Annotated in this window: 25 protein-coding genes; 1 reads left to right on the forward strand and 24 read right to left on the reverse strand. The window is 42.5% G+C overall.

Annotated features, from left to right (window positions below; all coding sequences use genetic code 11):
• Positions 1-380: 380 nt before the first annotated feature.
• The 14 genes from TY49_RS21650 to metG all read right to left on the reverse strand — a co-directional run bounded on the left by TY49_RS21650 (position 381) and on the right by metG (position 14,522).
• The gene (locus TY49_RS21650) at positions 381-1,337 is read right to left on the reverse strand and encodes a ribose-phosphate diphosphokinase (protein ID WP_041967989.1); all 957 of its coding nucleotides are present in this window, start codon (positions 1,335-1,337) and stop codon (positions 381-383) included.
• A gap of 18 nt (positions 1,338-1,355) precedes the next feature.
• Positions 1,356-2,729 carry a bifunctional UDP-N-acetylglucosamine diphosphorylase/glucosamine-1-phosphate N-acetyltransferase GlmU gene (glmU, locus tag TY49_RS21655; RefSeq protein WP_041967990.1) on the reverse strand — a complete coding sequence of 458 codons (1,374 nt, stop codon included), beginning with the start codon at positions 2,727-2,729 and terminating at the stop codon, positions 1,356-1,358.
• 343 nt (positions 2,730-3,072) lie between these two features.
• The gene (gene spoVG, locus TY49_RS21660; RefSeq protein WP_041967991.1) at positions 3,073-3,363 is read right to left on the reverse strand and encodes a septation regulator SpoVG; all 291 of its coding nucleotides are present in this window, start codon (positions 3,361-3,363) and stop codon (positions 3,073-3,075) included.
• 321 nt (positions 3,364-3,684) lie between these two features.
• Positions 3,685-4,059 carry a RidA family protein gene (locus tag TY49_RS21665; protein WP_041967992.1) on the reverse strand — a complete coding sequence of 125 codons (375 nt, stop codon included), beginning with the start codon at positions 4,057-4,059 and terminating at the stop codon, positions 3,685-3,687.
• A 32-nt stretch (positions 4,060-4,091) separates the two neighbouring features.
• Positions 4,092-4,916, reverse strand: coding sequence for a pur operon repressor (purR, locus tag TY49_RS21670; protein WP_041967993.1), 825 nt, complete (start codon positions 4,914-4,916; stop codon positions 4,092-4,094).
• A 55-nt stretch (positions 4,917-4,971) separates the two neighbouring features.
• Positions 4,972-5,841, reverse strand: coding sequence for a 4-(cytidine 5'-diphospho)-2-C-methyl-D-erythritol kinase (gene ispE / locus TY49_RS21675; protein ID WP_041967994.1), 870 nt, complete (start codon positions 5,839-5,841; stop codon positions 4,972-4,974).
• A 371-nt stretch (positions 5,842-6,212) separates the two neighbouring features.
• Positions 6,213-6,392, reverse strand: coding sequence for a small, acid-soluble spore protein, alpha/beta type (locus tag TY49_RS21680; protein WP_041967995.1), 180 nt, complete (start codon positions 6,390-6,392; stop codon positions 6,213-6,215).
• A 156-nt stretch (positions 6,393-6,548) separates the two neighbouring features.
• Complete coding sequence (veg, locus tag TY49_RS21685) at positions 6,549-6,812, reverse strand: biofilm formation stimulator Veg (protein ID WP_023613322.1); 264 nt, start codon at positions 6,810-6,812, stop codon at positions 6,549-6,551.
• A gap of 197 nt (positions 6,813-7,009) precedes the next feature.
• A complete protein-coding gene (gene yabG / locus TY49_RS21690) occupies positions 7,010-7,888 on the reverse strand; it encodes a sporulation peptidase YabG (protein ID WP_041967996.1) in 879 nt (292 codons plus the stop codon).
• 232 nt (positions 7,889-8,120) lie between these two features.
• The gene (rsmA, locus tag TY49_RS21695; RefSeq protein WP_041967997.1) at positions 8,121-8,999 is read right to left on the reverse strand and encodes a 16S rRNA (adenine(1518)-N(6)/adenine(1519)-N(6))-dimethyltransferase RsmA; all 879 of its coding nucleotides are present in this window, start codon (positions 8,997-8,999) and stop codon (positions 8,121-8,123) included.
• Entirely contained in the window at positions 8,992-9,552 is a 561-nt protein-coding gene (gene rnmV, locus TY49_RS21700) for a ribonuclease M5 (protein WP_041968011.1), read from the reverse strand. Before rnmV ends, rsmA begins: the two co-directional genes overlap by 8 nt.
• Positions 9,553-10,080: 528 nt before the next feature.
• Complete coding sequence (locus TY49_RS21705) at positions 10,081-11,265, reverse strand: G5 and 3D domain-containing protein (RefSeq protein ID WP_041967998.1); 1,185 nt, start codon at positions 11,263-11,265, stop codon at positions 10,081-10,083.
• Positions 11,266-11,502: 237 nt separating this feature from the next.
• Complete coding sequence (locus TY49_RS21710) at positions 11,503-12,270, reverse strand: TatD family hydrolase (RefSeq protein WP_041967999.1); 768 nt, start codon at positions 12,268-12,270, stop codon at positions 11,503-11,505.
• A 299-nt stretch (positions 12,271-12,569) separates the two neighbouring features.
• The gene (gene metG / locus TY49_RS21715; RefSeq protein WP_041968000.1) at positions 12,570-14,522 is read right to left on the reverse strand and encodes a methionine--tRNA ligase; all 1,953 of its coding nucleotides are present in this window, start codon (positions 14,520-14,522) and stop codon (positions 12,570-12,572) included.
• A gap of 905 nt (positions 14,523-15,427) precedes the next feature.
• Between metG and abrB the strand changes: the two genes are divergently transcribed.
• Positions 15,428-15,715 (forward strand): transition state genes transcriptional regulator AbrB, encoded by a 288-nt coding sequence (gene abrB, locus TY49_RS21720; RefSeq protein WP_041968001.1) that lies wholly within the window; start codon positions 15,428-15,430, stop codon positions 15,713-15,715.
• Positions 15,716-15,774: 59 nt separating this feature from the next.
• Here abrB and rsmI read toward each other — a convergent pair whose 3' ends face one another.
• The 10 genes from rsmI to TY49_RS21770 form a co-directional block, all read right to left on the reverse strand.
• Positions 15,775-16,656 carry a 16S rRNA (cytidine(1402)-2'-O)-methyltransferase gene (rsmI, locus tag TY49_RS21725; RefSeq protein ID WP_041968002.1) on the reverse strand — a complete coding sequence of 294 codons (882 nt, stop codon included), beginning with the start codon at positions 16,654-16,656 and terminating at the stop codon, positions 15,775-15,777.
• 23 nt (positions 16,657-16,679) lie between these two features.
• Positions 16,680-17,423 carry a tRNA1(Val) (adenine(37)-N6)-methyltransferase gene (locus TY49_RS21730; RefSeq protein WP_041968003.1) on the reverse strand — a complete coding sequence of 248 codons (744 nt, stop codon included), beginning with the start codon at positions 17,421-17,423 and terminating at the stop codon, positions 16,680-16,682.
• A 238-nt stretch (positions 17,424-17,661) separates the two neighbouring features.
• Positions 17,662-18,033, reverse strand: a complete 372-nt coding sequence (gene yabA, locus TY49_RS21735) for a DNA replication initiation control protein YabA (protein WP_041968004.1) — start codon at positions 18,031-18,033, stop codon at positions 17,662-17,664.
• Positions 18,034-18,046: 13 nt separating this feature from the next.
• On the reverse strand, positions 18,047-18,877 hold the full coding sequence (locus TY49_RS21740; RefSeq protein WP_041968005.1) for a PSP1 domain-containing protein: 831 nt from the start codon (positions 18,875-18,877) through the stop codon (positions 18,047-18,049).
• The gene (holB, locus tag TY49_RS21745) at positions 18,870-19,877 is read right to left on the reverse strand and encodes a DNA polymerase III subunit delta' (RefSeq protein WP_041968006.1); all 1,008 of its coding nucleotides are present in this window, start codon (positions 19,875-19,877) and stop codon (positions 18,870-18,872) included. The genes TY49_RS21740 and holB overlap by 8 nt, the downstream gene beginning before the upstream one ends.
• A 13-nt stretch (positions 19,878-19,890) precedes the next feature.
• On the reverse strand, positions 19,891-20,331 hold the full coding sequence (locus TY49_RS21750; protein ID WP_041968007.1) for a YaaR family protein: 441 nt from the start codon (positions 20,329-20,331) through the stop codon (positions 19,891-19,893).
• Between the two features lie 28 nt (positions 20,332-20,359).
• Positions 20,360-20,689: a cyclic di-AMP receptor DarA gene (darA, locus tag TY49_RS21755; RefSeq protein WP_023613337.1), complete on the reverse strand. Its 330-nt coding sequence runs from the start codon at positions 20,687-20,689 to the stop codon at positions 20,360-20,362.
• Positions 20,690-21,060: 371 nt separating this feature from the next.
• A complete protein-coding gene (tmk, locus tag TY49_RS21760; protein WP_041968008.1) occupies positions 21,061-21,693 on the reverse strand; it encodes a dTMP kinase in 633 nt (210 codons plus the stop codon).
• Positions 21,694-21,695: 2 nt separating this feature from the next.
• Positions 21,696-23,126 carry an aminotransferase class I/II-fold pyridoxal phosphate-dependent enzyme gene (locus TY49_RS21765; RefSeq protein WP_041968009.1) on the reverse strand — a complete coding sequence of 477 codons (1,431 nt, stop codon included), beginning with the start codon at positions 23,124-23,126 and terminating at the stop codon, positions 21,696-21,698.
• Positions 23,127-23,209: 83 nt separating this feature from the next.
• A complete protein-coding gene (locus tag TY49_RS21770; RefSeq protein ID WP_439646187.1) occupies positions 23,210-23,422 on the reverse strand; it encodes a sigma factor G inhibitor Gin in 213 nt (70 codons plus the stop codon).
• Between the last annotated feature and the right edge of the window lie 561 nt (positions 23,423-23,983).

Genomic DNA, 23,983 nt, shown 5'->3' on the forward strand with positions numbered 1-23,983 from the left:
CCCTGTTTCCTTGAAACCTGTCACAATAATGAGCTTTTCTTGACAGCTTTGCCCATGTTTCCTTGAAACCTGTCACAATAACCTGCTTTTCTTGACAGCTTTGGTCCCGCATCCTTGAAACCTGTCACAATAACAAGCTTTTCTTGACAGCTTTGGCCCTGTTTCCTTGAAACCTGTCACAATAACTAGCTTTTCTTGACAGCTTTGGCCCCGTATCCTCAAAAGCTGTTACAATAACGAGCTTTTCTTGACAGCTCCAGTCTCTTCTTCGGAAAGGCATGAAAAAGCGCAAGCACCTTTGATCAGCCCAGACCATATGTAAAAGCAATCAGAAACAAGAGTAGGCTTGCCGCTTGGCAAGCCTGAATTTCCTTATAAGATCAATCAAACAATGTGCTGACTGATTGCTCTTCGTGGACGCGGATAATCGCTTCCCCAATCAATGGAGCAACAGACAGTAGATGGATCTTGTCTACGCGCTTTTCTTCCGCAAGCGCGATTGAGTTAGTCACAACCAGTTCTTTAATCTTGGAGTTTTCGATACGCTCAATTGCAGGACCTGATAATACAGGGTGTGTACAGCAAGCGTATACTTCGAGTGCTCCATTTTCAACTAACGCATTTGCAGCCAATGTAATCGTACCTGCAGTGTCAATAATATCGTCAATCAAAATGGCAACCTTACCTTCAATATTACCAACGATGTTCATAACTTCAGCAACATTCGGCTTTGGACGACGCTTATCGATGATCGCAATCGGTGCTTTCAATCTTTCAGCCATCTTTCTTGCACGTGTAACTCCGCCATGGTCTGGAGATACGATGACAACATCACCGTTCAGTTCTTTGCTCTTGAAGTGGTCAGCAAGGATTGGCACTCCCATCAAGTGGTCGATTGGAATATCAAAGAATCCCTGGATTTGCGGAGCGTGAAGGTCGAGCGTGATCACGCGAGTTGCTCCAGCTGTCTCAAGCAGGTTCGCCACAAGCTTAGCCGTGATTGGCTCACGCGCGCGTGCTTTACGGTCCTGACGTGCATAGCCGTAATAAGGCATAACAATATTGATTGTTTTAGCTGATGCACGCTTTAATGCATCGATCATGATTAGTAATTCCATGATGTTCTCATTTACTGGAGAGCTAGTTGACTGGATGACATATACATCGCAGCCACGGATGCTTTCTTCAATGTTGATCTGGATTTCTCCGTCGCTGAACTGGGATACAGAGCATTTACCTAGCTCTACCCCAATTACCTTCGCGATTTCCTGGGCAAGTTCAACATTTGAGTTAAGTGAAAAAACCTTCAAATTTGGGTCAAGATACTGGTTTGACATTATGGACCTCCAAGACTCTTATTTCTTTACGTTCATTTTCCCTACATAATCTTCTTTGTTGACTTGACGTGCACGCGCAAGCGCTAGTGCTTCACCTGGAACATCTTCAGTGATGGTGGAACCGGCTGCTACATAAGCACCTTTCCCAATCGTCACTGGTGCAACAAGATTGGAATTACAGCCAATGAATACGCCATCTTCAATCTTGGTCAAGAACTTGTTTTTGCCATCATAATTCACTGTGATGGAGCCGCAGCCGATATTCACATCAGCACCGACTTCTGCGTCACCGATATAGCTAAGATGTGAAGCTTTGCTTCCTTTGCCAAATACCGCTTTCTTAATTTCGACAAAATTGCCGATTTTAACTTCATCATTGATATCAGAATCTGGCCTGATATGCGCGAAAGGTCCGATATTGACTTCGGAGCCAATTTTACTGTCGAAGGCAGCTGATTGGCGGATAACTGTATTGTTTCCAATCTCGCAGTTGCTGATTTCAGTATTAGGTCCAATCTGGCATTCAGAGCCGATGACCGTGCTGCCAGAAAGCGTCGTACCCGGGAAAATAACCGTATCCTGTCCAACCTTAACGTCGGGTCCAATATACGTGTTATCAGGATCAATAATCGATACGCCATTGCGCATATGATACTCGTTGATTCGCTTTTTCATCGTGCGTTCAGCCTCCGCAAGAGCCACACGGTCATTGACGCCAAGTGTCTCCGCAAAGCTATCCGTCACATACGCAGAAACGATTTCGCCCTGGTTTTTCAGAATTTCAATGACATCTGGAAGATAGTATTCTCCCTGGACATTATCGTTTGATACATTCTGGATCGCCTCGAATAACATTTTGTTGTCGAAGCAATATGTACCAGTGTTGATTTCATTGATACTTCTTTCCTGCTCGCTGGCATCCTTATGCTCGACGATTTTTTCAACAAAACCTTCCGCATTCCTGACAATCCTGCCATATCCAGTTGGATCCTCAGCTCTCGCAGTCAGGATGGTTGCTTTGGCGTTTGTCTCCTCATGATGCTTGAAAAGAGCTTCCATTGTTCCATCCTTGATCAGCGGAGTATCACCACAGACAACGATTGTGACTCCCTCTTTGTCTGCAAGCATGTCCCCTGCCTGCTGCACAGCATGAGCGGTTCCTAGCTGTTCTGCCTGAAGGGCATACTGGCTATCTTCACCGAGCTGATCCTTCACTTTTTCCGCTCCATGACCAACAATGGTCACGATTTCGTTTATATTAAGACTTTTCACCTGGTCAATTACATGCTGTACCATTGGCTTGCCGCATACAGGGTGAAGTACCTTATACAATTTGGACTTCATTCTTGTTCCCTGACCGGCTGCTAAAATGATTGCATAACGATTAGACATTAGCAGGCCTCCAATTTACCTTTTTATCCATTACGAATATATCTTAAATAGCCGGCCATTTCAAGAATAGAAGAACAAGTACAATTATTTGTCAGTTTAGGGGGGAAGGTATCTATCGAAAAGCGGAGGCGACTGCTCCACTCCGACAAGCGTTGGAGGGCCTGACAGTGAAGTCGCTCTTTGACTTCATTGGCAGGATCGAAACGTCTCGAGGAGTTAGGAGCCGCAGCTGGACAGGTTTCGAATATTTTTACAAGAATAGGTTTAACTAGCGGACAAACCGGGGAAATAAAAAAGAGCCTAACTTATGCAGCAGGCTCTTGATGTTATACACTTATATATTCTAGGAAGCGCCAGCTTCTTCGAATTCAACTTCTACTTCACCTAAACGGTGGTACTCTGCCAATACAGCATCCTGGATCTTTCCGCGTGTACCCGAATTGATCGGATGCGCGATATCACGGAACTCGCCATCAGGAGTGCGTTTACTTGGCATTGCAACAAATAGGCCGTTGTTTCCATCAATCACCCTGATATCATGGACAACAAACTCGTTGTCAAGCGTGATGGAAGCGATCGCTCTCATCCGTCCATCTGTATTAACGCGGCGTAATCTTACGTCAGTTACTTCCATTCTGTTCACCACCTTTACAAATAGATAAAATTCTAGTTAAATAATTCCACGTTGAAATCAAATCTCCTTCTTTTACAAGAAAATTTTTTTGAAAAAATAGGGCGAATTTATGAACATTTCCATTTTGAAAGCCTTTTTACGGTTGAAAAATCTATAAAAATAGGCTTTTTTGGCTATTGACGCGCAAAAAAAGACTTCCTAAAAAGTTATTATTTTTTTATTTCTTTTTGAGATCCTATATAGAAAAAACATTTATTTTAAAGGTGTTCACCCTTCTGATACAAATATCTCATCCCTTTTAAACATAAAAAAAACGCCCGTTTATTTAACGAGCGCTACTACTTCGATTTCCACCAGGGCATCCTTTGGCAGTCTTGCCACTTCTACAGTTGAGCGAGCTGGTTTATGTGTATGGAAATACTCTGCATATACTTCATTCAACTGAGCGAATTCATCCATATTTTTAATGAAGACAGTTGCTTTTACGACTGTTTCAAGTGATGCTCCCGCAGCCTCAAGTACTGCTTTCAAGTTATAGAATACCTGATGAGTCTGTGCCTGGATATCCCCTTCGACCATAACACCCTCTGGAGTCAAAGGAATCTGGCCAGAGCTGTAGAAAAGATTGTTCACAACCACACCTTGCGAATATGGACCGATTGCGGCAGGCGCGTTTGAAGTTTGTACAATATTCATATTGTCACCTCGTCAATTTGTTATTTGAACAACTATTCTCTGCGAGCGAAGTAATTCCCTTCACTCACGGTAATATTTCGTTCTTTTACGTCTACATCTGAAAGGCGGACGAGTGAAAGATACTCATCGACAAGCCTTTCTTCAATATTCTCCGATTCAACCAGAACCGCTATTCCTGCTAACTCCGCATTAAACTCTTCAAGCAAGTTGATCATACCATTAACGGTACCGCCCGCCTTCATGAAGTCATCGACAATCAGTACCTTTGACCCCTCTGCAAGGCTGCGCTTTGATAACACCATCGTCTGGATTCTTTTTGATGAGCCTGAAACGTAGTTGATGCTTACAGTCGACCCTTCAGTTACTTTGCTATCTCTTCTGACAATCACAACAGGAACATTCAAATGGCTTGCGACTGCGTAAGCAATAGGAATCCCCTTCGTAGCCACGGTCATGACAACCTCGATATCCTTTTCTGCAAAAGCAGATGCAAGCAGCCTCCCGACTTCCTGTACAATTGCTGGATTTCCGAGGATATCATTCATGTAAAGGTAACCGCCTGGCAGCAATCGATCAGGACTTGCCATCACGGTACAAAGTTCATCGATTACCTTCCTGGCTTTTTCTTCACTGACATGAACGTGGAACTTGACTCCGCCGGCTGCGCCTGGCACGGTCTGCAGGACACCGATTCCCCGCTGTTCAAATGTTTCTTTGATGATTCCGAGATCTTCACTGATTGAGGACTTTGCTGAACCATACTTCTCGGCAAAATAGGTTAACGGTACCAATTGGCGCGGATGTTCCAGTAAATAAGTCGTCATATCGATCAAACGCTCGCTGCGTCGAAATTTCATTCAAGAACCTCCAAAATCCGAATATTTAAGGTTAATATACCACCATTATACGGATTTAATCAAGAGTGTGGCGCTCTCCAAGCATTCTCACTGCAAATACTTGGTCACAGAACCCTCGTAGGCCGTTATAAATTCGATGCATCCTCGAATCATGAGCCACAAGACTAAATACTGTCGGTCCGCTTCCGCTCATCAAAACGGCGTCAGCACCGAACCTCTTCATTTGGTCTTTGATCTGCGCTACCTCAGGATAAAGCGAAAGCGTCACATCTTCCAAAACATTTCCGACACTGTTGCAGACTCCATTGAAATCTCCATTTTCAATCGCGGATATCATTTGCTTTGTAGGCGGATGCTGAACCTTCTCAACATTAAGGCGGCGATATACTTCTGCGGTCGATACACCGATAAATGGCTTCGCCAAAACAATCCAGCATGTTGGCGGTGCCGGCAGTTGTTCGATAATTTCCCCTCTGCCCGTTGCAAGTGCAGTTCCTCCATAAACACAGAATGAAACGTCTGAGCCAATTTCAGCGCCGAGCACAGCCAGCTCGTCCAATGACAGACCAAGCTTCCATAGCTTATTCAAGCCTCTTAACGTTGCCGCTGCATCACTGCTGCCGCCAGCAAGCCCTGCTGCCACCGGAATAGTCTTCTCAATGCCGATAATAACACCTTGCTTAACCTGGAACCTTTCCTTCAACAGATGTGCTGCCTGGTAAGCAAGATTCCGCTGATCATCAGGTACAAACCGATTATGGGAATGGATCACAATCCTGTCTTCTTCTAGTAAACTAAGTTCAATGCGATCAGCTAAATCAATCGTCGTCATGACCATTTCCACCTCATGGTAACCGTCCGGACGTTTGTGCAAAACATCAAGGGACAAATTGATTTTTGCTGGCGCCTTCACTAAAACCTTCACAACCTCCACCTACTTTAACGAATTCCACATTTTGTCCTATTTTACCACAAAAAGAAAAGAAAAGCGCAAGCGCCTTGGTCAGCCCCTCGAGTCGCTGGAGCTGGACAATTGTCTAATTTAAATCAATACTCTCTGAGTAAAATATGTAAGACTCCTCTGCAAGAAACATTCCTTTATTTTATCATTTGCGTAATCGCGAATACAGTAATTTCACAAAGAATTAGAAATGCAGAAGGATACATGGAAGTTGCCCCCGGTTTCTATCCATGAAAAAAGCCGGAGCAATAGCCCCGGCACCGCGATGGATCTGAATTTTATTGACAACTGCAAAAAACAGCTGTGTGGCAGTCTCTAAAGAATTTTTATCTGGGTCAGCGGTTCTGGTTCGCAAGCTGCTGTTCGGCCAGCTCAATCGCTCGCTTCACCATGTTACCTGCGTCCTTGGCCTTTATCCCGCCCCATCCTTCATTTTGGACGACATCATAGAAGCCAAGTTCTTTCGCAAGCTCTTCCTTCAACCTTTCAGACATAATCCCTCTTCTTCTGCCCATTACTACCATCTCCTTTCACCACCACGGTTACCTTAGTATTTTTGAAAAAAGAGATTTTCATGTGCTCCTTATTTATCCTTCAATTAAGTAAATTTGGGCAAAATAAAAAGCAGCTAACCCGAGAGTTGACTGCCTGTACTGCATTGAGCCAAAAAATTAGCTCAAAGCTATTGATCCTGTTGTATCTTCAAAGAAGGTAATTTCCACTGTTTCAGTTAAAACATCTGCGTAGCTGTACGAAACACGTTCAAAAGCATTTTCATCCTGGTCAAGCTCGATGACGAAAACAGAAGGATAAGTTTCCGCTAACACGCCAGAACGTTCAATCGTCTTTCTCCGTCCTCCGTTGGCTTTTAGCATGAGTCTTTTTCCTAAGTTTGAATCAAGCGCTTTTTTGATATCCGATAATGTTTTTGGCATTCGGTCCACCTCACTGTGTAAAGTATAACACGATGACACTAAATAGTCAAACAAAAACATAAATTATAACAGTACTTAAATTTAAAAGTCAACATATTTCGGACTTCTTTTTCTTCTAAATTTCAACAATTTTAGCGTAGCCTTTAATGCGATAAAATATGTACCAAAATAATAAAAAACGCCGGACCGTATTTTATTCAGTCCGACGAATTTTTATTATATGGCATTCCTGTTCTTAATACACCCTTTGTTTCAATACCGCCAAGGCCCTTATCTCCGGTCAAAGTATTTCTAAGTACATCCCAAACATTTATGCGTTCCATGAATGGTGTAAAGCTGATTTTAGCAACAATATAGACTGGGTCTAGAGCATGGATATTGACTCTTGAAGGGGAACTGGCAAAATTGGCTCCAGCATGGATCAACGATTCAAAATGAGATTGGCACGCTCCAGCAAATATGACCAGTTGGTCCAGATGCGGAACTTTCTTCCTGGCCTCTCTTACCGTCTGGACAAAATGCTTAGAATGTCGATACGCATTCAGGTCGTCCATCGTTCCCTTAGACTTGGAATAAGCATCATGTCCTGTAATAACCAATATATCGGGCCGATAGTAATCAATCAGCGATCCGACTTTATCCGGCATTTCTTTTTCATTGCAATGGAATCCATAAACAGGGACTCCTACTTTCTCATATAGTGTCAGGCACTTTTTTAAATAGTTCGGATCTCCATCAATATGGAGCACCTTCCCAGGCATCTGAAAGTAGTTATATGACTTGCTATAACCTTCAGTGGCTTCATATTCCTGTTTTTGCTGCAGTAAATCTACATCCTGCCTGAATAGCTTATATGACTGTTCTTCAAGTGAACGGAATTCCTTTGTCAGCCTCATGCGCATACTCGGATCTATTTTAATTAAATCTTCATAGGGCGCATCCGCAATCAATCGGAAATCCTCACCATATAATATCGCGATTTTTTTGCCATGTTTCTCTCTGATATCGATAACCCGGAACATAATATCGCATTGATGCGAAACCCTGCCGACGATATCCATGAGGTTAATATTCATAATCCTCACTCCAATTGCCCCGCACACAGGCTGCGCTAAGTGGTATTCTTACATAAAATATGCAGATACCCATAGACATGTGCTTTTTCTCGCATATGGAGGCTTGGTGACTAAATGGTTTCGCACTTTTAAAATCCTAGCGTTCCGGAAAGCTGCTCAAATCAAAAATGATAACCTCAATCACTGGATTTTTTACCGTTACCATAAAAAAGACCGGAGAAAATTCCGGACTTTAGTGGAAGTATGGATACAGCGCATTGCTCAATTGAGCGAATTCTTCTATCGATAGCGTTTCTCCCCTGCGCGACTCTTCGACTCCTGCCTGCTTGAGCGCAGCTTGGATACTTTCTTTCTTCTGCTTTCCATCCGGCAGCTGGCTTGTCAGGTTATTCAAGATTGTTTTCCTTCGCTGGGCAAAACTTGACCTGGTGACGCGGAAGAAGAAGTCTTCATCTTTCAACTTCACCGGCGGCTCATCATGCAATGTCAATCTGATGACGGCTGAATCTACGTTCGGCTGCGGCATAAACACCGTTTTAGGAACAATCATTACTGTTTCAGCCTTTGTATAATACTGGACTGCAATTGACAGCGAACCATATTCCTTCGTTCCAGGCTTAGCAGAGATTCTATCGCCAACCTCCTTTTGAAGCATACAGACGATTCCTCTAATCGGCAGCCTTTCCTCAAGCAGCTTCATCAGGATAGGGGTTGTTACGTAATATGGCAGGTTGGCAACGACCATAACATCCTCTTGCTTTTCAAATTCCTGCTTCATCACAGCTTGAACATCTGCTTTCAAGACATCACTATGAATGACTTTTACGTTTGGATAAGGGGACAGTGTATCCTCCAATATCGGTAGCAGACGCTGATCGATTTCAAATGCAACAACTTTTTCCGCTCTTTTAGCCAACTGCTCAGTCAACGCTCCAATTCCAGGGCCGATTTCTATCGCACCGCTATGGTCGGTTAACTCCGCATGGTCGACGATGCGGTTCAGGATATTCGTATCGATCAAAAAGTTCTGTCCAAGGCTCTTTTTAAAAGAAAAACCGTATTTATCAAGTATTTCCTTCGTTCTCATCGGGGTAGCAATATCTTTATGCATTTTGTTCCTCCTTAAGGATTTCTGCCAGTGCATCTGCGAAATCCTGTCTTTTCACTTGAAACATCATGAGACGCTTATGCAGCTGTTTCCCATTTGTATAACCAATACGCAGCAGTCTGCCAAGCTTTTCACGCCTCTCCCTGGAACCTGGGCCGCCGATCAGACCTGCTACAATCAAGTCTTCCTGGGTAATCTCCTCAACCGCCTCTGCGTCCATTACCTGAGCATCCTTCAGCGCTTCACGGATCACCTCGGGAGATGCATGTTCCACACCAAGGCCCCTCCCGGATTTAGGTTTGGCCAGCTCCTTTGGGATAAAAGCATGCTTGCAGCCTGCAACATGCTCTGAAATAATTTTACGGATTTTTTCACCTGGAAAATCAGGGTCGGTAAAAACAATGACTCCCCGCTTTTCGTGGGCATTCCGAATCCGTTCAATCGTATCCGCATTAATCGCCGACCCATTCGTTTCAATTGTATCCGCATCAACAGCACGCTTAATCGCCGTCGTATCATCCTTACCCTCAACTACAATGATTTCTTTTAACTTCATGGTTCCTCCAATTGAAAGCGCAAGCGCCTTGATCAGCCCCGACAAGCGCTGCCCGCCTTAAAACGCCACGTCCTGTGGCTGGCGGGTCTAGCACATCGTGTGCCACGGAGGGCCGACCGGTGAAGTCGTTCTTTGACTTCATTGGGCGGACCGAACTTGAAAAGCGTAGGGGACTGCCCAACTCCGACAAGCGCTGGAGGGCCTGACAGTGAAGTCGTTCTTTGACTTCATTGGCAGGACCGAAGCGTCTCGAGGAGTTAGGAGCCGCAGCTAGACAAGCGACTCGAGGGGCTAGGCGCTGGAGCTGGACATTTCTCGAAGTGTGATGGTTAAAATTCTTTTCTTTAATCAAAAAGCTTAAGCAAATTTAAAAAGAAAAAAATTTTCTTTGAAATAAATGAAACATTTTTGAAATATAATCGTCTATATAGGTGTAAAGATTTTTAAGCCATTACGCTTTTCTTATTATACCTTAAACGTAAAATGAAAAAACAAAAATGCAGAGGAAGGTTCCCCTGCATCCATGAATTAATTTAGGATTTTGATTTTGACTTTCTTTCGGCCCCAGCGGTATGCATCCGCTTTTGACGCGAAAAAGACATCGATCTTATTGCCTTTGATAGCTGATCCTTTATCGGCAGCTATTGCATAGCCATATCCTTCAACATATACTTTTGTTCCTAAAGGAATAACTCTTGGATCTACTGCAATGACCTTGATGTTAGGGTTTGCCCTCAGATTGATTCCTGTAGCCGTGTAGCCGGAGCAGCCGTTACAGTTAGCGGTATACGCTGTGGAAGAAACATAAAATTCCTTCCCTGCAGGTTCACTAGAGCCACGTGATACTTGAGCTACTATGACCTTCGTTCCCATTGCCACGACTTTATCCTGTTTTTCTTTCAATTTCTTTTCATTGATCAGTTTTCTTGATACTTCTTTGCCATTTTCGAGGATTACTTCATATTCCTTTGAAAGCAAGCCTTCCTGGCCTTCTGTTACGACTTTCTGTTTCCCTTTTTCCAGTTTGCTGTCATTTTTCGTAATGACTGCATAGCTAATTGGTTCTTCCACTACATCGGTGACTTTTTCAACTCGAATGACATTAATCACGGCATCTTTAGTGACGTTCTGCTTTAATGCAGGCTCAACACGGTCCATTTCGTTCAGTGTGATTCCTTGCTGTGATAAAAAGTCAGCGACCGTAGTCGAAGTCGACCAAACATCTTGCTCTTTTCCGCCTACCACAACCTTGAGCGGGAAAGCTCTTTGAATGGCAATCTTCATATCTTGCTTTAATTTAGCGTCTGGGTTTTGGTTTAACTTGTCGTGTTCATTTATAGCGATATTCTGTTCTTTCAGGAATTCCTCTACAGTATCGGCTGCTGTCCAATACGTTTTCTTTTCCTGATCTTGTATTAGCTCTACCTGTCTTGCCGGCTTCCACACGATTGATAGGTTGTTTTTAACCTCCGTGTTTGCCGCCAGCGATAAATAATCCTCTGAGCGCAATGAAATATTGAGATCATTAAATATATCTTGGATAGTATTTGCGTGTGTTTTAATGACTCTTTCTTCGCCATTCAGCGTCAATGCGACTGTGTTTTTGGTCCCTTCATACATGAAGAACCCAAGAGCAGCGGCAAAAACTAGGAAACTAGCAGAAAAAATCACTAGTTTCTTCTTACTCAAAGTCTTGGAAAACAGGTTTTTCATACTATTAATCACGATGAAAAACGCCTCCTCTTCTCGGAGTGATTATAAAGATATTGTTGCCGACTTGTCAACCCAGACACCCTTGCCAAGCGTAGTCCCTATTATGCAAGATGCTCCATAAAAAGAAAAGCAAGAGTTATCGACACGGTTATCCTATGTCGTAAGAGAGACATGTAGAACTTTTAAGAAACATAAAAAGTTTGGACAACCTTGTTGAAAAATCGACAACATTCCTTATCACTTTATGCCGAATAATTTTTTTGCATTCTTGGCTGTTTCTTCTGCCACTTCCTCAAGAGTTAACCCTTTCAGTTCTGCAACTTGTTGTGCTACCAATTTTACATAGGCTGGCTCATTTCTTTTTCCGCGATATGGATGCGGCGTCAAGTATGGGCAGTCAGTTTCGACTAGAAGACGGTCTAACGGGATTGCCTCTGCTACTTCCTTTGGTTTTTTTGCATTTTTAAAAGTAACAGGACCGCCAAGCGAAATTAAGAAGTTCATTTCAATGCATTCAAGTGCTGTTTCCACGCTGCCGCTGAAACAGTGCATGATCCCGCCTACTTCCTGGGCGTTCTCTTCCTTTAAAATTTCCACTATGTCTGCTGTTGCGTCACGATTATGTATGATGATAGGAAGATTCACTTCTTTTGCCAGCCTGATTTGTTTGCGGAAGACCTCTTTCTGGATGTCCTTAGGTGACTTGTCCCAGTAATAATCAAGGCCCATTTCCCCAAGTGCCACGACCTTCGGATGGCCTGCCAATTCTTTCAGCCAATCCAGGTGATCCTGGGTCATATCAATTGCATCGACTGGATGCCACCCTACACTCGCATAAAGAAAGTCATAGCTTTCGGCAAGCTCTAGTGCTTTTTTTATCGTTATTTCATCGAACCCGACAACCACCATATTTGTAACACCTTCAGCAATTGCGCGTTCAATGACCTCCTGGAGATCTTCGTTGAATTGTTCTGCGTTTAAGTGCACGTGTGTATCAAAAAGCATGTCAAAACTCCTTTGCAGCATTACCCTGCAGTTTTATTCTAATCGGACCTGACAAAAGGTTGAATAGAATTACTGCGATGTTCTTATTATTGTGATAAAGATGTGTCGATATCATAACTTTTTTTCATTGTAAAGGTCAAATTTTTGAAACTGTTTTCATAAAAACCCGACAAGTGTCGGGAGTGCTTGCTATCTAACTCTCTTACTATCATAAATCACTCTTTAAAAAAAATTGCTTTTTTAACACAAAAAACCTGAAAATGTTACACATGAAACATTTCCAGGTTTTCAGTTTGAATTTATTTAACTTTAGCGCCGACAGAAAGTGCATCGTCAACTGTTGCCAGTGACATGACACCGTCTTTTTCCCCTGCAAGGATCATTCCCTCGGAAAGCTCCCCGCGGAGTTTGACCGGCTTGAGGTTCGTCACGCAAATCACCTTTTTGCCGACAAGATCTTCCGGTTTATAGTACTTCGCGATGCCAGAAACAACCTGGCGCTTTTCATAGCCAAGATCCAATTGAAGCTTCAGAAGCTTATCAGCCTTTTTGACTGGTTCTGCATGGATGACTTTCGCTACACGAAGCTCAACCTTCATGAAGTCATCAATCGTGATTTCATCCTGAATTTCAGGCTGTTCTTCCTCCACAGGTGCCGCCGGGGCAGATCCCTGCATTTTTTCCTTAATGAACTCAACTTCTTCCTTCAATTCAAGGCGTGGGAAGATTGGCTCTCCTTGAACAACCTTTGTACCAGCAGAAATCTGACCAAATTCCTCGAGACTTTCCCATGTTTGCAGGGCTTCAGAACCAATATTCAGCTGAGCAAAGATTTTATCAGGAGTTCTTGTCAGGAATGGCTTCAATAGGACAGCGACTCTTCTCAATGATTCAGCAAGGTGGACCATCACATCCGCGAGGGCCGCTTTCTTTTCTTCATCCTTCGCCAGCACCCAAGGCTGTGTTTCATCGATGAACTTATTGCAGCGGCTGATCAATTGCCACACAGAAGTAAGGGCCACGGAAAACTCCATTTTCTCCATTGCTTCTTCATACTTCTGAACTGTTTCCTTGTTCACTTCAAGCAGCTGCTTATCAAATTCCCCTTCGGAACCATTGTAAGCAGGGATTTCTCCATCAAAATACTTATTGATCATCGCTACTGTTCTGTTCAACAGGTTTCCAAGGTCATTCGCAAGGTCAAAGTTAATCCTTTCAACAAATCCTTCAGGAGTGAATACACCATCAGAACCAAATGGAACTTCTCGGAGCAGGTAGTAGCGAAGCGCATCAAGACCATAACGGTCAATCAGTGTAACTGGATCGACTACGTTCCCCTTGGATTTCGACATTTTTCCGTCCTTCATCAAAAGCCAGCCATGGGCGAAAACCTTTTTAGGAAGCGGAAGGTCAAGGGCCATCAGCATGATTGGCCAATAAATTGTATGGAAGCGGACGATTTCTTTACCGACAAGATGGACATCCGCAGGCCAGTAATTCAAGTACTTGGAATCATCATCCGTTCCATAGCCAAGAGCCGTGATATAGTTCGACAATGCATCGATCCATACATAAATGACGTGCTTCGGATCACCAGGAACCTTCACACCCCAATCAAATGTTGTCCGAGATACAGCCAGGTCCTCAAGTCCAGGCTTAATGAAGTTATTGATCATTTCATTTTTACGAGATTCGGGCTGGATGAAGTCAGGATTCTCTTCATAATATTTCAACAGCCTGTCTGCGTATTTACTCATTTTGAAGAAGTATGACTCTTCTTTAACTTTTTCAACAGGACGGCCGCAATCCGGGCAGTTGCCATCTTCAAGCTGTCTGTCTGTGTAGAATGATTCACATGGAGTACAGTACCAGCCCTCATATTGGTCAAGATAGATATCACCCTGTTCAAGAAGCTGGGCAAAAATCTTTTCGACAATCTGCTTGTGGCGATCTTGGGTCGTCCGGATAAAATCATTGTAGGAAATATCCAGCTTGCCCCAAAGCTCCTGGATGCCTTCGACGATTTCATCTACATATTGCTGCGGAGTGATGCCCTTTGCCTCAGCATTACGCTGGATTTTTTGACCGTGCTCATCCGTGCCTGTTAAATACATGACATCATAGCCGCGCAGTCTCTTATAGCGAGCCATTGCATCACCAGCTACTGTCGTATAAGCATGGCCAATATGTAAATTGCCGCTTGGATAATAAATCGGGGTTGTAAGATAAAAGGTTTTCAGTTTCTCTTCCATGAAGATCCTCCTTAACTAAAACTGCTAGTTCATTCTAATAGTAGTTATTATACCAGCTAATGCCTTTGGATTCATAACACTTTAATGTAAATCAAAGACCCATTATTAAAGGTTTCGACAATCTCATTTTACTCAATTAGGAAAAACATAATTATTTATAAAAAAAATCTTCCACTACGGACATTCTCCCTATATATTTTACGAATATTGTCAGTGGAGATTTATTGTGAACTATGCCCTTATATAACTTTATAAAAAAAGCCCCGCCTTATTTTTTGGCAGGAGCTTAATAACCGATTTTTAAAGTAGGCTCTGTTAAAATCGGCTGATTATTTTCGTTCCAGGCGCTTCGCTTTCCGCGGGCAGTCGGGGATCCTCCTCGGCGCTTAATGCGCCTGCGGGGTCTCCCCATGACTTGATCATTCCGCAGGAGTCTACGCGCCTTCCACTACAATCAACATGGCTTTAAAACAACATTGGGCTTTAACAGAGACTTAAAGTAAAAGATGGATCATCACATAATAAAATCATAACCAAATCCATTAAGAGAATATACCTGTTTACAAAATAATGTACATGCTATCAAGAGTTTGTCGAATTTGTGACATTTTGTCGATTGACTTTGTAGAAATTTGTCGAATAATGCACCATTTACTATTCCACGAATAATGTTTTCCTTCTATTCTCAATTCGAAAAAACTGCACCATTCCTTATCCTCTCTTGTCTTTCCTATTCAAAACCCTTGATACGAAGAGGTTTTCACATTGTGTTAAAATTTGTTAATAGAAGAAAAATAAAATAATTGACGGTTATTGGAATCGCTGGTATTATAAAACCAATAAGAGAAAAATGTCGAAAAATGACGAACTTAATAGATGGGAAAATGAGAGGAGATCAAATAATTATGAAATCTACTGGTATCGTACGTAAAGTTGATGAGCTTGGCCGTGTGGTAATTCCAATCGAACTTAGAAGGACTCTTGGCATCGCAGAGAAGGATGCTTTGGAAATTTATGTTGATGATGATCGCATCATCCTTAAGAAGTACAAGCCAAACATGACTTGCCATGTCACTGGTGAAGTTTCTGATAACAACATCACATTGGCTGGCGGCAAACTGATCCTTAGCCGTGAAGGTGCTGAACAGCTTCTTAAAGAAATCCAGGGAAGCTTCGAACCTGTAAAAGCATAAATCTAATACCCAAGGCCGTGGAAAATTCCACGGCCTTTTTTATATGTTCTGTTTCCGCATTATTCTTTAATATGATACGCCTGGTATACCTCCCGCTTTTGCAAGCCTCTATCTTTGGCTGTTTGCTTGATTGCATCCTTAGAATTCATTTGTTCATTGGAAATATAATGTCCGACATGCTCTTCCAGGCTTAATTTTTCCCACCATTGGTTCTCTTCTTCGGCTATGGAATCCGGTGAAGCTCCCTCGATGATTAATACAAATTCCCCGCGGACTTCTTCTGCCTCTGCCCATGCCAATGCTTCAGAAATCGATCCCCTTAGGAACTCCTCATATTTCTTCGTCAGTTCACGGCAAAGGACGATTTTGCGGTCACCGAGACCATCAAGCATCACCGATAGCGTTTCCTTCAAACGGTGGGGAGATTCATAAAGGACAATCGTTGCAGTTTGCTTCGCCAGCAGCTCAAGTTCCTTCTTCTTATCCTTTTTTCCTCTCTGGAGGAATCCATAATAATAGAATGGCTGAGGAAGTATGCCAGAAGCAATCAAGGCAGTCAAGGCAGCATTCGCCCCCGGAAGCGGTACAACAGTCAATCCTTCGGCGATTGCTTCGGCCACCAGTTCTGTACCTGGATCAGAAATGGTTGGCATTCCGGCATCGCTGACAAGCGCGACTTTTGCTCCCTCCTTGATCTTTTCAATCAATTTATGTCCGCTGCTTTCCTTATTATGTTCATGATAGCTGGTAACGTGCGTTTCAATCTCAAAATAATTACATAGCTTTTTCGTGTTCCTCGTATCCTCCGCCGCAATCACATCAGCTTCCTTCATGATCCTGATCGCCCTGAATGTCATGTCCTCAAGGTTTCCAATAGGAGTTGGCACAAGATAAAGAATGCCTTTTTCATGCTCCCGTTCAAAGCTTTTCTGCTGTTGCATGTATATCACCCGTTTCTATGCGCTTATTTGCTTCCATATAACATCTCTTTAATAATTGGGGTATACTCATTATTTTCATCATACACCGTCAATGGCTCAAGAATTTTCAGGTCAGGGCTTCCATCCTTAATCGCCTCTACCAAAAGCGTATTCGCTTCCTTCCCGGCCTTTGGATATACAAACTGGATTCGCTTAGGCTCAAGGCGGTATTTTCTCATCATCTCGATGATATCGATTAACCTGCCTGGACGGTGGACAAAGGCAACCTTCCCGCCCTGCTTTACAAGCTGGCTCGATGATTTAATTGCATCCTCAAGTGTACAGAGTATCTCGTGGCGCGCAATCGCCAAATGTTCATTCAGATTAATTTCTTCCTTCGATTGTGTAGGAAAGTAAGGAGGATTGCATGTTACGACATCATACTTCTCGTAGCCAAGCTCTTTGGGCGCATCCTTTAGATCACCATGAATCATATGTAATCGATCTTCAAGATTATTATAATCAATACTGCGGACAGCCATATCGTATAACCGCTCCTGAATTTCCACACCCGTAATACTACCCTTTGTCCTCGCGCTTAAAAATAATGGAATCACACCATTGCCGCTGCAAAGGTCGACAATCCTGCCTTTTTGGATCGGCACCCAGACAAACCTCGCAAGCAGGACAGCATCCAGCGAAAATGAAAATACATTAGGGCTCTGGATGATCCTTAAATCCTCTGCTAATAAATAATCCAATCGTTCATCTTCCCGTAAGTTAACCATTATAGTTATTTCCTCCATACACATATGTTCAATGGTTATGACCCTGTGAATTTTTAATTATAAAAGGGTGTTTTCACATTGGTTGTTCCTTTTCGATCATATATAGTTATCAGCATTCTTAGTGAGCTCTTTTCGAAGATGCGTCCAATCGAGTAGGTGTAAATAGTATGTAAATACTGATAAGTTTACGAAAAGAGCATTATAAAAATAGCCTTCCCTAATTAAGGAAGGCTGCCAATTATTTTTTATTAAGAAAGGATAGACAGAACAGACAATCCTCTTTGCGCGGACTTCCGAAATGCAGGTTGCAGATATGGAAGCCTTCCTGGTACAGACGGGCAAGGTTATCGTAGCCTTCACCGATGTCGACTACGTTTTTATCACCCTGGGCCTGATTGCTGTTTTCCTTATCGCTTTTCTTAATGGTTGGATCTTTTTTACCTATGGTTTGATCCAGACGGCGTCTTATATGCTCATTTTCCAGCTTTAATGCATTATTCTCTTCCAGAACTTCTGCCAAATGCTGTTTTAACTCACCAAGCTGACGGTATAAATCACCAATCTGCGATTCCATATTACTTACTGAGTCAAAGATATCTTTTTTATCCACCTGTTCCACCTCATTAATCTGTGGATGATTGTAACGATACAGCTCCTGCTTCCTGTATTTCCTCAAGTGTATATTCCAGCACACGTTCCTGGCCAGGTATATCGACTTTCATGACTCTCTCCAGGATGTTCAACCCGACAACCTTACCAGTACCATCAGGTGTAACAATCATTTCACCCAGGTCAGGCAGCTGCTCTTTCGCTGATTCATATTCGTCGTTCTCATATTTCAAACAGCACATGAGCCTGCCGCAAAGGCCGGAAATTTTTGTTGGGTTAAGCGAGAGGTTTTGATCCTTGGCCATCTTGATTGAAACTGGATCAAAGTCCCCTAGGAACGTTGAACAGCAAAGCATTCTGCCGCATGGTCCTATCCCGCCAAGCATTTTCGCTTCATCCCTGACACCAATTTGGCGCAGTTCAATCCTTGTCCGAAAAATCGAGGCCAAGTCCTTGACCAATTCCCGGAAATCGACGCGGCCATCAGCCGTGAAGTAGAAAATGACTTTATTGCGGTCAAATGTATATTCAACATCAACAAGCTTCATATCAAGCTGATGTTCATTCACTTTATCACTGCAAACATCGTACGCTTCCTTTGCAGCTGTTTTGTTCTCCTCGACAATAAGGCGATCCTTCTGATCTGCAATTCTGACTACCTTTTTCAGAGGCAGGACAACATCCTTCTCGCCGACCTGCTTACGGGGAGTAACCACTCTTCCGTACTCAACGCCCCTTACAGTTTCGACAATGACGAATTCGTCCTTTTGAATTGAGAGATCGCCGGGATCAAAATAATAAATCTTCCCCGCTTTCTTGAAGCGGACACCTACTACATCATACAAGTGTAGATCCCTCCTGCAATTTTAACACCAGCTCTTCCATTAGCAGCTGGGGATTCATATTGGCATGCAGCTTCCTCTTCGCCTCCAGAATGGCTGCCATTTGTTCGGTAAGACGCCGTCCGGATGTCTGTAGTGCAAACTGTTCTAAACGTGAGCTTTCGTTTAGATAAACAACCTGGTCTTTCTTGCCAAGCTGAATGTATAATAAATCCTTAAAAATAAGAAGTAATAAATCCAAACCACGATCGATTTGTTCTTTCTCTTTAAAGTGCATAAACCAGTTCTCTTGAAGCGCGACCATAGCTTCAAGCGAATTCTTTTTCAGCACTTCATATAATTTTAACACTATTTTTTGTGCTTGTGCAAACCAATCATCATTACTTATCTCTAAAGCTTCTTCCAAATTATTGGTTAGCTGTGCCAATAGCGGTGCCATTTGCGGTTGTATCCCATTGGCTATCAGTTGTTCTGCCATATTCCCAGGAGATAACGGGGTGAAATTGATCAATTGGCATCTCGATAAAATCGTCGGCAGCATTTGCTGGGCTTGCTCGGTGATCAATACGGCAACAGTTCCCGCATGAGGTTCCTCAAGGAATTTCAGCAGACTGTTCGCCGCATTTGTCGTCATCCGATCGGCATGCACAATACTGTAAAGCTTATTCTTTGACTCTACACCTGTTTTCGAAAACTCCTCCTGCAGCAGCTGGATCTGTCCTTTCTTGATTGAAAGGCCATCCGGCTCGACAAGATGGATATCCGGATGGTTGCCATGGTTGATCCTTTTGCAGTTCAAGCAACTTTCACAAGGCTTATAGCCATCAACGGGAGACTGGCAATTGATGCTCTTGGCAAGAAGAATACTAATCTCCTTTTTGCCAGTACCCCTCATTCCTTCAAATAAATAAGCATGGGCTATTCGATTTTTCTGGATGCTGTTTTTAATCATTTTCAAAACATTCGGCTGAAGTCTCTCCAACTCGTCCCACGTCTTTGCCAATGGTATCACTCACTTACGTATATAAATTGATCAACAGTCCTTTGATTTCCCCGATTTTACCGAGAATATCAATCTGTCCATCTTTATTAACCATCAACTCTTCTGTCAACTCCACGAGCTTTTCATCAATTGTTTCTACAAGCTTCAGCGACCTGCCTTCGCCATATTGGTTCCAGCTATGCGAGTGCTTTAGCTCCATTCCAAAGTTGACTGTTTCTTTTACGAATTGCTTAACCAGTGTCTTGAACTTGGCCAGGTCCTTGAACGTCCTCGACCGGGCAAGCCTCTCACCAGCAGACTCGACTTCCTTCATTAATTGCTGCAGCTGTCCAAACTGCATTTTATGTTCCTGTTTCTGTACAAGTTCATTGAACTTAATTCCGCCCCCAGGCTGTTGCTTTTGATCCTGGCGAACTTTATCTATGTTAAGGCGCATATCCTGATTAATCTTCATCTCTTGCTAAACCTCCGGGTACTTCCCGTTAAAATTGATGAAACTGCTCAACAGGCAATACGAATACAGTCGCTCCGCCAACCTCGACTTCAACCGGGTATGGAACATATGAATCCGCATTCCCTCCCATCGGCGAAACAGGTGCTACAAGCTGGTCACGAGATTTACAGTTATCCCTGATGACCTCCAATGCCTTTTCTACCCTGATGTCTTCAGTTCCTATGATAAAAGTGGTGTTTCCTGACTTCAGGAATCCCCCAGTACTAGCCATCTTTGTTGCGCGGAAATTATGATCTACTAATGCATTGGACAGACGGTTGCTATCCTGGTCCTGGACCACAGCTAAAATTAACTTCATTCATTATCCCCCTAGGTTAATTCGCAGGCGTGCCGCTATCGGGACCAAAATGCAATTTGGTTCAAAAAAGCAACAACCCAGACGAAAAAGTGTTTATTTCATTCCGTTACATTTGTATGTTTATTATAACAGGATTCATGTGACAAGACATGATATAAACGTAAAATTCCATTGCCTTCCAGTTAAATTTCACTTAACTGTATATCGAGTGGTTTTATACGCAATTTCTAGTGCTCTATTCGTGAAAATAACCTTATTTCGAAAACTTACGGGATGGTTTATTCACAAAAACCATCTTCTTATTCGCAAACTAAAAAAATTCCCCATGTAAAAAACAAGCCTGTCGAAACCAAGGCTTGTTGTTCTGGATATTAACTATTCAATAGCTCTTTAATTTTAGCTTCAGCTTGTTTATAAACTGCTTCTAATTCCTTTGAAGCATCGATTTTGGCAATCCTGTCAGGGAATCTCTCGGCAATAATCATATAGCCTTCTCTCACCTTTTGGTGAAATTCCAGCTTCTCCATGTCCAATCGATTGACCTCGCGTCCCTTATTTTTACCGATCCTTTCCAGCCCTATCTCCGGCGCAACATCAAAGTACAGAGTCATCGCTGGCATCATATTTTCAATCGCAAATTCGTTGATTGAGTAGACCTCATCAATACCCAGGCCACGAGCATGTCCCTGGTAGGCAAGTGAACTATCAACAAAACGGTCACATAAAACGACTTTCCCTGCCTTTAAAGCAGGCTTCACCTTTTCAGAAAGATGCTGCCTTCTCGCCGCGGCGTATAAAAGTGCTTCCGTACGTGGGTCCATCGCTGTATTTTCCGGATCAAGGATAACTTGCCTGATTTGTTCGGCAATCTCAATCCCTCCAGGCTCACGTGTGGCCACCACTGCGTATCCTTCTCTTTCAAGATTTTGAGCTAGCATTTGAAGGATTGTCGTCTTTCCAGAACCATCCGGACCTTCTATCGTAATAAATATTCCTTTTTCCAATTTTAAAGCCTCCACCTCTTAAACACTTTTATTTTACCAGCATGCAAATATTCTCCGCCCTGGATTTTCGCTTTTTTATCTCTTAAAAAAGCGATTGTTTCAATATCATCTTCTGTCACAACTTCCCCCGGTAGACAAAGCGGTATTCCCGGCGGGTAAGGAATGATTTGCTCGGCACTTACTCTGCCTGTAGCATCCTTCAGCAGGATATATTCTGTCTGTTGCAGTTCCATCTCTTTGTAACTGACTTCTAAAGTTGAAATGGTTTTATGTACGACCTTTGATTCAGGTCTATTTTTTCGATCAGGCATAGCACTTACAACCTCGGCAATCTTTTCAGCTGCTTCTTGTAAGCGATGCTTCATGCCATCCTTCAATAAAGGAAGAACGAGCAAAACATTATAAGGGTCTGCAAGCTCCGTGAAGATCCCTTTGAATTCGAGTTTTGATTGCAGCTCGAAACCAGACCAGGCACCCTTTGACTGGATGGTTAACTTCAATGGGTCATCAAGCTGCAAAATACGAATAGCTTCTAATGTCTGCAGGTGTTTTTTAAACTTCTCTATTTCCTCCTTGAGATATGATATATCGTCCTTGCTATAAGTACCAAGATAAAGGCGTGCCAAATCAAGGGAAGCCATCAATGGATACGAAGGACTGCTTGACTGCAGAGCTTGCAAATAGAATTTAAGATTGCTGAGTGCTACACGATTCGTCTGATAATGAAGGAAAGCTCCCATTGTCATTGCTGGCAATGTCTTATGCGCAGACTGTACGACAATATCGGCCCCAAGTTCAACAGCAGAAGCCGGAAAATAATTCCCTGCGATAAAATGGACTCCATGAGCCTCATCCACCAATACTGGAATGCCATGCTCATGAGCTAAATCTATAATGGTTTTAAGATCATATGTCAGCCCATAATAATTAGGATACGTTAGGATAAGTGCCTTTGCATTCGGATACTGACTGATTGCAGATTTAACTCCTTCAATACTTAACCCTGCAGCTACTCCATATTCTCCATTGAATTCAGGACTTATAAATACAGGCTTAGCTTTTGCGAGTCTTATAGCATTCATGATGGATTTATGTGAATTGCGCTGGACAAGCACCAGATCATCTTCATTAATCGCAGCCATAATCATTGCGAGGTTCCCGACAGTTGATCCATTTATTAAAAAAAAGCTTTTATCCGTTTTATATAAATCCCTAAGTAATTCTTCAGCTTCAAAAATAACTCCCTCTGGTGAATGAAGGTCATCCAATCCCGTTATTTCTGTTGCATCCAATTTTAAAATTTGATTAAAAAAGGCTTGTCCTTCTTCGGGAAAAAATGCCCCATTTTTGTGACCTGGTACATGAAACGATAGAGGGTTTTCGTTTATATGCCTAACCAATTGAGAGTACAAGGGTGTTTTGGATTGATCCATAGTCTCACCTATATATATAAATTCACACCTATCTATTCTAACACTGTTTTTTAGCAAAAAAAATAAAAGCCCAAAATGAGCTTTTAACTGTAAATGCCAGGTTTCGTTACTTTCCTTAGCTTTTCTACGTAATATTTATATTTAGGATCACTCGTATCTGTCTTGATCATGATGCTCTCACAGTCTGTGCATATAAAAGAAGTATACAGGTGTATGCCAGCACTTTTCATCTGTTCGCAAATCACACAGTTTTCCCCAATTTGATTTTTAGCTAAAAGCGAACCCAAATTCTCCACCTCCGTACACCTATTGTTGCCAGGAGCCTATTTTTGTATACAATTTTCCGAATAATATTTTAGAAAGTTTAGTTGTTTTATATTTTATGATTGACATTCGGTTTCCTTGTATGTCTTATAACAATTTAGGTTGGTTTATTAAATAAAATACTTTTAAAAGGTGTGCGTATTGATTTCGTGAGCTTTCTGAATAGGATGCTGTAGGTTATTGGTCATTTTTTGGACAGCTTTTGATTTTTTTGTATACTTGTCTGAAGTTGATCCTGGTTCGGACAACTTTTCGTTCTTTTCCTCTAAACCTGTCTAAAGTTGCACCTACTTCGGACAACTTTTCGTTCTTTTCCTCTAAACCTGTCTAAAGTTGCACCTCCTTCGGACAACTTTTCGTTCTTTTCCGCTAAACCTGTCTGAAGTTGCACCTCCTTCGGACAACTTTTCGATCTTTCCCTCTAAACCTGTCTGAAGTTGCACCTCCTTCGGACAACTTTTCGTTCTTTTCCTCTAAACCTGTCTGAAGTTGCACCTACTTTGGACAACTTTTCCTGCTTTTACTCCAAACTT

Origin of the sequence: Mesobacillus selenatarsenatis SF-1 (assembly GCF_000813125.1) — a bacterium.
GTDB classification, from domain to species: Bacteria; Bacillota; Bacilli; order Bacillales; family Cytobacillaceae; genus Mesobacillus; species Mesobacillus selenatarsenatis.

What these genes read in the sequence shown, in the direction of transcription:
- TY49_RS21650 (WP_041967989.1), bottom strand. Translation starts at nt 1,337, where the DNA reads ATGTCAAACCAGTATCTTGACCCAAATTTGAAGGTTTTTTCACTTAAC.
- glmU (WP_041967990.1), bottom strand. Translation starts at nt 2,729, where the DNA reads ATGTCTAATCGTTATGCAATCATTTTAGCAGCCGGTCAGGGAACAAGA.
- spoVG (WP_041967991.1), bottom strand. Translation starts at nt 3,363, where the DNA reads ATGGAAGTAACTGACGTAAGATTACGCCGCGTTAATACAGATGGACGG.
- TY49_RS21665 (WP_041967992.1), bottom strand. Translation starts at nt 4,059, where the DNA reads ATGAATATTGTACAAACTTCAAACGCGCCTGCCGCAATCGGTCCATAT.
- purR (WP_041967993.1), bottom strand. Translation starts at nt 4,916, where the DNA reads ATGAAATTTCGACGCAGCGAGCGTTTGATCGATATGACGACTTATTTA.
- TY49_RS21680 (WP_041967995.1), bottom strand. Translation starts at nt 6,392, where the DNA reads ATGGGCAGAAGAAGAGGGATTATGTCTGAAAGGTTGAAGGAAGAGCTT.
- veg (WP_023613322.1), bottom strand. Translation starts at nt 6,812, where the DNA reads ATGCCAAAAACATTATCGGATATCAAAAAAGCGCTTGATTCAAACTTA.
- yabG (WP_041967996.1), bottom strand. Translation starts at nt 7,888, where the DNA reads ATGAATATTAACCTCATGGATATCGTCGGCAGGGTTTCGCATCAATGC.
- rsmA (WP_041967997.1), bottom strand. Translation starts at nt 8,999, where the DNA reads ATGCATAAAGATATTGCTACCCCGATGAGAACGAAGGAAATACTTGAT.
- rnmV (WP_041968011.1), bottom strand. Translation starts at nt 9,552, where the DNA reads ATGAAGTTAAAAGAAATCATTGTAGTTGAGGGTAAGGATGATACGACG.
- TY49_RS21705 (WP_041967998.1), bottom strand. Translation starts at nt 11,265, where the DNA reads ATGAAAAACCTGTTTTCCAAGACTTTGAGTAAGAAGAAACTAGTGATT.
- TY49_RS21710 (WP_041967999.1), bottom strand. Translation starts at nt 12,270, where the DNA reads ATGCTTTTTGATACACACGTGCACTTAAACGCAGAACAATTCAACGAA.
- metG (WP_041968000.1), bottom strand. Translation starts at nt 14,522, where the DNA reads ATGGAAGAGAAACTGAAAACCTTTTATCTTACAACCCCGATTTATTAT.
- abrB (WP_041968001.1), top strand. Translation starts at nt 15,428, where the DNA reads ATGAAATCTACTGGTATCGTACGTAAAGTTGATGAGCTTGGCCGTGTG.
- rsmI (WP_041968002.1), bottom strand. Translation starts at nt 16,656, where the DNA reads ATGCAACAGCAGAAAAGCTTTGAACGGGAGCATGAAAAAGGCATTCTT.
- TY49_RS21730 (WP_041968003.1), bottom strand. Translation starts at nt 17,423, where the DNA reads ATGGTTAACTTACGGGAAGATGAACGATTGGATTATTTATTAGCAGAG.
- TY49_RS21750 (WP_041968007.1), bottom strand. Translation starts at nt 20,331, where the DNA reads ATGAAGATTAATCAGGATATGCGCCTTAACATAGATAAAGTTCGCCAG.
- darA (WP_023613337.1), bottom strand. Translation starts at nt 20,689, where the DNA reads ATGAAGTTAATTTTAGCTGTGGTCCAGGACCAGGATAGCAACCGTCTG.
- TY49_RS21765 (WP_041968009.1), bottom strand. Translation starts at nt 23,126, where the DNA reads ATGGATCAATCCAAAACACCCTTGTACTCTCAATTGGTTAGGCATATA.